Source organism: Streptomyces antioxidans, assembly GCF_000968685.2.
GTDB classification, from domain to species: Bacteria; Actinomycetota; Actinomycetes; order Streptomycetales; family Streptomycetaceae; genus Streptomyces; species Streptomyces antioxidans.
Genome location: NZ_LAKD02000143.1, coordinates 1 through 10239 on the forward strand (window position 1 = coordinate 1; position 10239 = coordinate 10239).

General features: G+C 73.6%; 1 protein-coding gene. It reads left to right on the plus strand.

Features of this window, described 5'->3' with window-relative positions; translation table 11 throughout:
* Positions 1-10239 (plus strand): type I polyketide synthase (locus VT50_RS36450; RefSeq protein WP_143645335.1); only part of this gene is annotated, 10239 nt, incomplete at both ends.

Below are 10239 nucleotides of genomic sequence, written 5' to 3' on the forward strand. Positions count from 1 at the left end.
CGGATGCCGCGGCCAACCTCCATGAGCTGACGCGGGGCCTCGACCTGTCCGCGTTCGTGCTGTTCTCCTCGTTCGCGGGTTCGATCGGCGCCGCCGGTCAGGCCAACTACGCCGCCGCGAACGCCTTCCTGGACGCGCTCGCCGAGCGCCGCCGGGCCGAGGGGCTGTCCGCCACCTCGGTGGCCTGGGGCCCGTGGGCCGAGGGCGGTATGGCCGCCGACGACGCGCTGGAGCAGCGGATGCGCCGCGCCGGGATGCCGCCGATGGACGCCGAGCTCGCGATCGACGCCCTGCAGCGCGCCCTCGACCTGGGCGACGCGGCCGTCACCGTGGCGGACGTCGACTGGGACCGGTTCGCGCCGGGCTTCACCGCGGGCCGTCCCAGCCCCCTGCTGGCCGATCTGCCCGAGGTGCGCCAGGCCGCCGTCGCCACGACCGGCGAGGCGGCACCCGCCGAGACGGCCTCCGCACTCGCGCGCCGCCTCCTCGGCCTGCCCGAGGCGGAGCGCCACCGGGCCCTGCTGGATCTCGTACGGACCCATGTCGCGGATGTCCTCGGCCACGCCGACGTGGCCGACATCAGCGCCGAACGGGCCTTCCGCGAGCTCGGTTTCGACTCCCTCACCGCCGTCGAACTGCGCAACGGTCTCAACGCCGCCACCGATCTGCGGCTACCCGCCACCCTCATCTACGACTACCCGACACCGCTCGCCCTCGCCGACCACCTCTTCGCCGAACTGCTCGGCGGGCAGGCGGCGGCCAGCGGCGGGGCGGCGCCCGTGGCGGGCGTGGCGGCCGACGACGATCCGATCGCGATCGTGGCGATGAGCTGCCGTTTCCCGGGCGGTGTGCGCACCCCCGAGGAGCTGTGGCGGCTGCTGGTGTCCGGTACGGACGTCATCTCGGACATGCCCGCCGACCGCGGCTGGGACCTCCGGACGCTCTACAACCCGGACCCGGACGTCGAGGGCACCTCCTACGTCCGCGAGGGCGGATTCCTGCGGGACGCGGCCGACTTCGACCCCGCGTTCTTCGGGATCTCGCCGCGCGAGGCGCTTGCCATGGATCCGCAGCAGCGGCTGCTGCTGGAGACGTCGTGGGAGGCGTTCGAGCGGGCCGGGATCGACCCGGCCACGCTGCGCGGCAGCGCCGCCGGAGTCTTCGTCGGCACCAACGGCCAGGACTATCTGTCCCTGCTGCTGGGCGACTCGCAGGGCCTCGAAGGCCATATGGGCACGGGCAACGCGGCCAGCGTGATCTCGGGCCGCCTCGCCTACACCTTCGGTCTCGAAGGCCCGGCGGTCACCATCGACACCGCCTGCTCCTCCTCGCTGGTCGCCCTCCACTCGGCGATCCAGGCGCTGCGCGGCGGCGAGTGCTCGATCGCGCTCGCGGGCGGTGTGACCGTGATGTCCACGCCCGGTGTGTTCGTGGACTTCAGCCGTCAGCGCGGGCTCGCGGAGGACGGCCGGATCAAGGCGTTCGCGGCCGGTGCGGATGGCACGGGCTGGGGCGAGGGCGTCGGCATGCTGCTGGTGGAGCGGCTGTCGGACGCGCGGAAGAACGGCCACCCGGTGCTCGCGCTCGTACGCGGCACGGCCGTCAACCAGGACGGTGCGTCGAACGGTCTGACGGCGCCGAATGGTCCGTCGCAGCAGCGGGTGATCCGGCAGGCGCTGGCGGGTGCGGGGCTGTCGGCGTCCGAGGTGGACGCGGTCGAGGCGCACGGCACGGGCACCAGGCTGGGTGACCCGATCGAGGCCCAGGCGCTGCTGGCCACGTACGGCCAGGACCGGGCGGAGGGGCAGCCGCTGCTGCTCGGCTCCATCAAGTCCAACATCGGTCATACGCAGGCCGCGGCGGGTGTCGCGGGTGTGATGAAGATGGTCCTCGCCATGCGGCACGGGGTGCTGCCGCGCACCCTGCACGTGGACGAGCCCACCCCGCATGTGGACTGGTCGACGGGCGCGGTCGCCCTGCTGACGGAGGCGAGTGAGTGGCCGCAGAACGGCCGTCCGCGCCGCGCGGGTGTGTCGTCGTTCGGCTTCAGCGGCACCAACGCCCATGCGGTGCTGGAAGAGGCCCCGGCGGCCGACGCCGTCGAGGCTGTCGAGGACGCCGACGAGGGCGGGGCCGCCCTGCCGGTGCTGCTCTCGGCCCGTACGGAAGACGGACTGCGCGCCCAGGCCGAGCAGTTGCACGGCCACCTGACCGCCCGGACCGAGCTCCGCACGGCCGACCTCGGCTACGCACTGGCCGTGGGCCGCTCGTCCTTCGAGGAGCGGGCGGCGCTGGTCGCCGAGGACCGGGACGGGCTGCTGTCCGGCCTGGCGGCGCTCGCCGAGGGCCGCACGGCGGCCGGGCTCGTGCGGGGCTCGGTGGCCGGTGGCCGGGTGGCGTTCCTGTTCACGGGGCAGGGGAGTCAGCGGCTGGGGATGGGGCGTGAGTTGTATGACGCCTATCCGGTGTTCGCGGGGGCGCTGGACGCGGTGTGCGATGAGCTGGACGCGCATCTGGAGCGGCCGTTGCGGGATGTGTTGTTCGGGGATGACGCGGCGGTGCTGGATCGGACGGGGTTCACTCAGCCCGCGTTGTTCGCGGTTGAGGTGGCGCTGTTCCGGCTCGTTGAGTCGTGGGGTCTCAGGGCGGACTTCCTGTCCGGGCACTCGATTGGTGAGCTTGCTGCCGCGCATGTGGCGGGTGTGCTCTCGCTGGCGGATGCGGCGCGGTTGGTGGCGGCGCGTGGGCGGTTGATGCAGGAGCTGCCGGTCGGTGGCGCGATGATCGCGATCCAGGCGTCCGAGGACGAGGTGGCGCCGCTGCTGAATGAGCGGGTGTCGATTGCCGCGCTCAATGGGCCCACGTCGGTGGTCATCGCGGGTGATGAGGACGCGGCCGTACAGATCGCCGCGTCGTTCGAGGCGCAGGGCCGTAAGACCAAGCGGCTCACGGTCAGTCACGCGTTCCACTCGCCGCGTATGGACGGGATGTTGGAGGCGTTCCGCGAGGTGGCGGAGGGGCTGTCGTACGAGGCCCCGCGCATCCCGATCGTGTCCAACCTGACGGGCGGGCTGGTCTCCGCCGAGGAGATCGTGACGGCGGACTTCTGGGTGCGCCACGTCCGGGAGGCGGTCCGCTTCCTGGACGGCGTACGGTCGCTGGAGGAGCGCAACGTCACCACGTTCATCGAGCTGGGCCCGGACGGTGTGCTCACCGCGATGGCGCAGGACTGCGTGACCGGTGAGGACGCCGGGTTCGTCTCCGCGCTGCGCAAGGACCGTCCCGAGGCCGAGGCACTGACCACGGCAGTCGCCCGGGCGCATGTCCGTGGCGTGGCGGTGGACTGGGCGGCCTTCTACGCAGGGACCGGCGCCGCCCGGCTGGCGCCGGAGGAGCTGGCCGCGCTGCCCACGTACGCCTTCCAGCGGCAGCGCTACTGGCCGAAGGTCTCGTCGCTCTTCCTGGGCGATGTGGCGGCGGTCGGACTCGGCCGGGCCGGGCATCCGCTGCTCGGTGCCAGCGCCGAACTGCCCGGTGCGGACGGGGTGTTGTTCACCGGGCGGCTGGCGCTGTCCACGCATCCGTGGCTCGCCGATCACACGATCATGGACACGGTGCTGCTGCCCGGCACCGCGTTCGTGGAGCTCGCGGTCCGCGCCGGTGACCAGGTCGGCTGCGAGGTGCTTGAGGAGCTGACCCTCGAAGCGCCGCTGGTGCTGGCCGAGGACGGCGGGGCCCAGCTGCGGCTGTGGGTCGGCGCGGCCGATGACACCGGCCGCCGCCCGCTGGAGCTGCACTCCCGGGCCGAGCACCTGTCGGCCGAGGAGCCGTGGACCCGGCACGCGTCCGGTGTGCTGGCGTCCGGCGGTGGGCCGGAGGCGTCGTTCGAGCTGACCGCGTGGCCTCCGGCGGACGCTGCCGAGGTCGAGGTCGGCGATCGTTACGCCGAGCTGCGGGGCGTCGGCTTCGCGTACGGCCCCGCGTTCCAGGGGCTGCGCAGGGCGTGGCGGCGAGGTGGCGAGGTGTTCGCCGAGGTGGCGCTGGACGAGGGCACGGCCGAGGAGGCCGCCGCGTTCGGGCTGCACCCGGCGCTGCTGGACGCCGCGCTGCACGCGCTCGGCCTGGCCGGTCTCGGCGGCACCGAGACCGAGGGGCGACTGCCGTTCGCCTGGACCGGGGTGTCGCTGTACGCGAGCGGCGCGGCCACGCTGCGGGTGCGGATGGCCGCCGTGGGCGGCGACGCCGTCCGGCTGGAACTCGCGGACGCCACCGGCGCACCGGTCGCGGCCGTGGACTCGCTGGCGCTGCGCCCGGTCTCGGCCGAGCAGTTGGAGAACGCGCGCACGGCCTACCACGAGTCGCTGTACCGCGTGGAGTGGACAACGGCCGCACCTCCCGACGCGGCCGGTGCGCCGCGCGACGCCCAGTGGGCGGTGCTGGGCCCGGACCCGTTCGGACTGACCGCCACGGCGTACCCGGACCTGACCGCACTGGCCAAGGCCATCGATTCCGGAACGCCACTGCCGGACCAGGTAGTGGTGAACCTGACGCACCAGGCGGCGTTTGAGGACACGCCGGAAGGGCGTGCGGCCGTACACACGGACGACGCGGCACTCGAAGGCCCGGGTGCGGCTATTCAAGCCGGTCCGGCGTTTGAGGACACGTCCGGAGGGCGTTCGCACCCGCATGCGGATGGCGCGGAACTTGAAGGTTCGGGTGTGGCACTCGAAGGCCCGGGTGCGGTAGTTCAAGCCGGTCCGGCGTTTGAGGACACGCCCGGAGGGCGTCCCCACCCGCACGCGGACGGCGCGGCACTCGAAGGCCCGGATGCGACATCTCCAGCCCGTCCGGCGCTTGAGGACCGGGGCCTTGGGGCGGAGCCCCACGTTGTGGGAAGGGGCGGGGTGGGGCAAACCCCCTCGCCCGCCACCATGGCACACGACGCCACCACCCAAGCCCTCCACCTCCTCCAGACCTGGCTGGCCGACAACCGCTTCACCAACTCCCGCCTGATCCTGCTGACCTCCGGCGCCGTAGCCACCACCCCCGGCGAGCCGGTGCCGGACCCGGCAGCCGCCGCCGTACGCGGCCTACTGCGCTCGGCACAGTCCGAGAACCCGGACCGCTTCACCCTCATCGACCTCGACGGCCATGATGACTCGCGGGCCGCGCTGCCCGCCGTGCTCGCCAGCGGCGAGGCCGAGGCCGCGGTGCGGCAGGGCGTCCTCAAGACGCCACGCCTGGCCCGTGCCGCGACCACCACCGACAACATGCCCCCCGCGTGGAACCCGGACGGCACGGTGCTGGTCACCGGAGCGTCCGGCTCACTCGGTGGCCTGTTCGCCCGCCACTTGGCGGCCGAGCGCGGCGTACGGCATCTGCTATTGCTCAGCCGCCGTGGCGCCCAGGCACCCGGCGCGGCAGAACTCACCGCCGAGCTGGCCGAGTTGGGCGCGAACGCGCACTGGGCGGCGTGCGACGCGGCGGACCGAAACGCCCTCGCCGCGGCCCTCGCCACCGTCCCCGCCGAGCACCCGCTGACCGCGGTCGTGCACACCGCGGGCGTACTGGACGACGGTGTGATCGGCTCGCTCACCCCCGAGCGCATCGCCCACGTCCTGCGCCCGAAGGTGGACGCGGCGTGGAACCTCCACGAGCTGACCCGCGGCCTCGACCTGTCGGCGTTCGTGCTGTTCTCCTCGGCCGCCGGGGTGTTCGGCGGTCCGGGTCAGGGCAACTACGCCGCCGCCAACGCCTTCCTGGACGCCCTCGCCCAGCACCGCGCCGCCCAGGGCCTCCCGGCCACCGCGCTGGCGTGGGGCCTGTGGGCCGGTGGCGGCATGGGCGACACGCTGGACGAGGCCGACCTCACCCGGCTGCGGCGGGCCGGAGTGCCCCCGCTGCCGGTGGCGGACGGGCTGCGGCTCTTCGACGCCGCGCTGACCGTCGGCGAGGCGTCGCTGGTGCCGATGCGCCTGGACCTCGCGGCGCTGCGCAACCAGCCCGCGATCTCGCCGCTGCTGCGCGGTCTGGTGCGGGGCCCGGCGCGGCGCGCGGTGGACGCGGTCGCGGCGGGCGGCGAGTCCGGTCTGGCCGGGCGGCTCGCCGGGCTGTCGGAGCCGGAGCAGGAGCGGCTGTTGCTGGACCTGGTGCGGGCGCAGGTGGCCACCGTGCTCGGCTACGCGGGTGCGGAGACCATCGGCTCCGGGCGGGCGTTCAAGGACCTGGGCTTTGACTCGCTGACCGCCGTCGAGTTGCGCAACCAGCTCAACGCGGTCACCGGGCTGCGGCTGCCCGCCACCCTCATCTTCGACTACCCGGACCCGCGGCTCCTGGCGCGCCACTTGCGGACCGAGCTGGTGGGCGAAGAGCCGGCCGAGGTACACACCCCGGCCCCGGTGGCGGCCGTCACCGAGGACGATCCGATCGCCATCGTCGGTATGAGCTGCCGCTACCCCGGCGGGGTCACCACCCCCGAGGAGCTGTGGCGGCTCGTCATCGGCGCCACCGACGCCATCTCCGACTTCCCCGCCGACCGCGGCTGGGACCTCGACGCGCTCTACAGCGACGACCCCGACCAGGTGGGCACCAGCTACACCCGCGAGGGCGGCTTCCTGCACGACGCCGCCGACTTCGACCCGGACTTCTTCGGGATCAACCCGCGCGAGGCCATGGCGATGGACCCGCAGCAGCGGCTGCTGCTGGAGACCTCGTGGGAGGCGTTCGAGCGCGCCGGGATCGATCCGGCGGCCGTGCGCGGCAGCAAGACCGGTGTGTTCGCGGGCGTCATGTACCACGACTATCTGACCCGGCTCACCGCCGTCCCCGAGGGGCTCGAGGGCTACCTCGGCACCGGCGGCGCGGGCAGCATCGCCTCGGGCCGGGTGGCGTACACCTTCGGGCTCGAGGGCCCCGCGGTCACCATCGACACGGCGTGCTCGTCATCGCTGGTGGCGCTGCACCTCGCCGCGCAGGCGCTGCGCAACGGCGAGTGCTCGCTGGCGCTGGCCGGTGGTGTGACCGTCATGGCCACCCCGGACACGTTCATCGACTTCAGCCGCCAGCAGGGGCTGTCCAGCGACGGCCGCTGCAAGTCCTTCGCCGCCTCGGCGGACGGCACCGGCTGGGCCGAGGGCGCGGGCATGCTACTGGTCGAGCGGCTGTCGGACGCCCGGCGCAACGGCCACCGCGTGCTGGCGGTCGTCCGGGGTTCGGCTATCAACCAGGACGGCGCGTCCAACGGTCTGACGGCGCCCAACGGCCCGTCCCAGCAGCGCGTCATCCGTGACGCGCTCACCAGCGCCCGGCTCACCACCGCCGATGTCGATGTGGTGGAGGCACACGGCACTGGTACGACGCTGGGTGACCCGATCGAGGCCCAGGCCCTGCTCGCCACCTACGGCCGCGACCGGCCCGAGGGGCAGCCGCTGTGGCTCGGCTCGCTGAAGTCCAACATCGGCCACACCCAGGCCGCCGCGGGCGTCGCGGGCATCATCAAGATGATCATGGCGATGCGCCACGGGGTGCTGCCACGCACCCTGCACGTGGACGAGCCCACCCCGCATGTGGACTGGTCGGCGGGCGACCTCGAGCTGCTGACCGAGGCCCGGCCGTGGCCGGAGCTCGACCGGCCGCGCCGGGCGGCCATCTCGTCGTTCGGCGTGAGCGGTACGAACGCCCACACCATCCTGGAGCAGCCCCCGGCCCCCGCTCCGGAGGAGACCCCCGCGACCGGTCGTCCGGTGGCGGAGCTGCCGACGGTGCCGTGGGTGCTCTCGGGCAGGTCCGAGGCCGCCCTGCGCGGCCAGGCCGAACGCCTCCTCGCCCACCTCGCCACCCACCCCGAGCTGGACACCACGGACGTAGGCCACTCGCTGGCCACGGGCCGGGCGGCGCTTGAGCGGCGCGCGGTGGTCATCGGCGAGGACCGCGCCGGACTGCTGTCCGGCCTGGACGCGCTCGCGCGCGGCGAGTCGGCGGCCGGGCTGATCCGGGGAACGGTCGCCGAGGGCGGCAAGGTGGCGTTCCTGTTCACGGGGCAGGGGAGTCAGCGGCTGGGGATGGGGCGTGAGCTGTATGACGCCTATCCGGTGTTCGCGGGGGCGCTGGACGCGGTGTGCGATGAGCTGGACGCGCATCTGGAGCGGCCGTTGCGGGATGTGTTGTTCGGGGATGACGCGGCGGTGCTGGATCGGACGGGGTTCACTCAGCCTGCGTTGTTCGCGGTTGAGGTGGCGTTGTTCCGGCTCGTTGAGTCGTGGGGTCTGAAGGCGGACTTCCTGTCCGGGCATTCGATTGGTGAGCTTGCTGCCGCGCATGTGGCGGGTGTGCTCTCGCTGGCGGACGCCGCAAAATTGGTGGCGGCGCGTGGGCGGTTGATGCAGGAGCTGCCGGTCGGTGGCGCGATGATCGCGATCCAGGCGTCCGAGGATGAGGTGGCGCCGCTGCTGACCGAGCGTGTCTCGATTGCCGCGCTGAACGGGCCGTCGTCGGTGGTCGTCGCGGGTGATGAGGACGCGGCTGTCGCGATCGCGTCCGGTTTTGAGGCGCGGGGCCGTAAGACCAAGCGGCTCACGGTCAGCCATGCGTTCCACTCGCCGCGTATGGACGGGATGTTGGAGGCGTTCCGGGAGGTCGCGGAGGGGCTTACGTATGGGGCCCCGCGCATTCCGATCGTCTCCAACCTCACCGGGGATGTGGTGGCCGCGGAGGAGATCACCACCCCCGGCTTCTGGGTGCGCCACGTCCGGGAGGCCGTCCGCTTCCTCGACGGCGTACGGACGATGGAGGCCCAAGGGGTCACCACCTACGTGGAGTTGGGCCCCGATGGTGTGCTGACCGCCATGGCACAGGAGTGCGTGTCCGGCGATGCCGCCGCCTTCGTTCCGGCGCTCCGCAAGGGGCGTAGCGCACCGGTGGCGCTGATGGCGGCCCTCGGCGCGCTGCACACGCGGGGGATCGCCCTGGACTGGGCGGCGTTCTTCGCCGGTACGGGGGCCCGCGCGGTCGAGCTGCCGACCTACGCCTTCCAGCGGCAGCGCTTCTGGGTCCAGGACCCGGAGGAGGCCCACGAGGTCGTCGCGGCCATGGACTCCGTGGACGCGCGGTTCTGGGAGGCCGTCGAGCGCGAGGACTTGGAGGCGCTGGCCGGGACGCTCCGGTCCGAGGACGCGGACGCCGATGGCGACGCGCTCTCCTCGCTGGGTGCCGTCCTGCCGATGCTGTCCTCGTGGCGGCGCCGCCAGGGCGAGCGGTCCACCGTGGACGGCTGGCGCTACCGGGTGACCTGGAAGCCGGTGGCCGCCCGCGCCGAGGGGACGCTGACCGGCCGCTGGCTGGTCGTCGCCCCGGCCGATGCGACGGCCGACGGTGAGACGTACGGCGGGGCGGACGGCGCACTGGCCGAGGGTGTCGTACGGACGCTGTCCGCACGCGGCGCCGAGGTGCGGACGGTCGAGCTGACCGCCGGGGACCGTACGGGCATGGCCGAACTGCTGCGCGAGGCGGTCGCCGATGCCCCGGTGGCCGGGGTGTTCGCGCTGCCGTCCCTGGCGGAGGGGACCGATGGGCTGCTCCGCACGGCCGCCCTGGCGCAGGCCCTGGGTGACCTGGCCGTGGACGCGCCGCTGTGGGTCGCCACGCGCGGTGCGGTCTCGACCGGCCGGGCGGACCACGGTCCGGTGGACCCGTGGCAGGCGCGGGTCTGGGGCCTGGGCCGGGTCGCGGCCCTGGAACTGGCCGAGCGGTGGGGCGGTCTGGTCGATCTGCCGGAGACGGTGGACGACCGCGCGCTGTCCCGGCTCGCGGGCGTGCTGGCCGGTGGCGAGGGCGAGGACCAGGTGGCGGTGCGCGCCTCCGGTGTCTTCGGCCGCCGTCTGACCCGGGCCACCGAGACCGCCGCCCATGCCGCCGCGAAGTCCGCCGCCGAAACCGACGCCATGTCCGACACCAAGACCGGGCGTGGCCGCGACTGGCGGCCGGGCGCGGGCTCGGTGCTGGTGACGGGTGGTACGGGCGCGTTGGGCGCGTATGTGGCCCGTTGGTTGATCGGCAAGGGTGCCGAGCATGTGGTGCTCACCAGTCGTCGTGGCCTCGATGCCCCGGGTGCGGCCGGGTTGCGGGATGAACTCGCAGCTTCTGGCGCCCGGGTGACGGTGGTTGCGTGTGATGTGGCGGATCGGGAGGCGCTGGCCGGGGTGTTGGCCGACATTCCGGCCGAGCTGCCGTTGACGGCGGTGG